Source organism: Actinoplanes sp. NPDC049265, from assembly GCF_043197135.1.
Taxonomy (GTDB): Bacteria; Actinomycetota; Actinomycetes; order Mycobacteriales; family Micromonosporaceae; genus Actinoplanes.
The window spans coordinates 1-1,180 of record NZ_JBICSP010000069.1 but is presented as its reverse complement, the minus strand read 5'-3'; the positions used below and the strand labels follow the sequence as shown (position 1 = coordinate 1,180).

Below are 1,180 nucleotides of genomic sequence, written 5' to 3'. Positions count from 1 at the left end.
TCGACGGTGAGGGTGAGGTCGTCGAGCGGGTCACTGCCGAGCATGACAAGGCCGGTATCGGCCGGTTGATCGCGGTGCTGGCCGATCGTCAGGTGGCGGGGATCGGGATCGAACGCGGAGACGGACCGCTGGTCACGGCGTTGCTGACAGCCGGACTACCGGTGTTCGTGATCGCCCCGTCGAAAATGAAAAGCCACCGGCGGCGGTACGGATCGGCGGGTAACAAAGACGACCGGTTCGACGCGTTCGTCCTGGCCGATGTGGTCCGCACCGACCGGCGCCGGCTGACCCCGCTGGTCACCGACCGGCAGGACACCCAAACATTACGGGCACTGGTCCGGGCACGTCAGGACCTGCTCGCCCATCGCCTGGCCATCGCCAACCAGCTACGGGCGCATCTGCTGGACGTCACGCCGGGCGTGGTCGGGTTGTTCGCCGAGCTCGACGCGATAGTGTCACGGGCGTTCATCGCCGAGTTCGGTACTCAGGACCAGATCGACACGCTGACCGAGGATGTCCTGGCACCGTGGTTGAAGGCCCGCCACTACCACGTCAGAACCGCCGCGACGCTACTCGAACGACTCCGTTCGGCCGCGCCCGGGATCCGGGGCCCGGCCGGACACGCCCTGACCGCGGTCGCCCAGGCCTACCTGAACGCACTGAACACCGTCATCGCTCAGATCGACACTCTCGAAGATCAGATCGCCGCTGCCCTCGCCGAGCACCCGGACGCGGCGATCTTCACCAGCCTGCCACGGGCCGGGACCATCCGCGCGGCATGGCTGCTGGCCGAGATCGGTGACTGCCGGAGCCGGTTCCCCACCCCAGCTTCCCTGGCCGGACTGGCCGGAGTCACCCCCTCCACCCGACAATCGGGCAACACCCGCATCGTCGCGTTCCGCTGGGCCGCCGACAAACACCTACGCAACGCGGTCTGCAACTTCGCCGGCGACAGCCGCCTGAGCAACCCCTGGGCCGCCGACCTCTACCAACAAGCCCGCCACCGCGGCAAAAAACACAACCACGCCGTCAGAATCCTCGCCCGCGCCTGGCTCGGCGTGATCTGGAAATGCTGGACCACCAACACCCCCTACAACCCAGCCGAACACCGCGCCCTGCAAACCCTGCTCAACCCAACCCCACCAACCGGTTGACACAGGGCACTCCCGCCGAGGTCGCT

General features: G+C 67.5%; 1 protein-coding gene. It reads left to right on the top strand.

Translation table 11 applies throughout. The annotated features are described in order from the left end of the window. On the top strand, window positions 1-1,154 hold a 1,154-nt coding region (locus ACGFIO_RS44345), incomplete at its 5' end, for an IS110 family transposase (protein WP_392837339.1). Window positions 1,155-1,180: the final 26 nt, after the last annotated feature.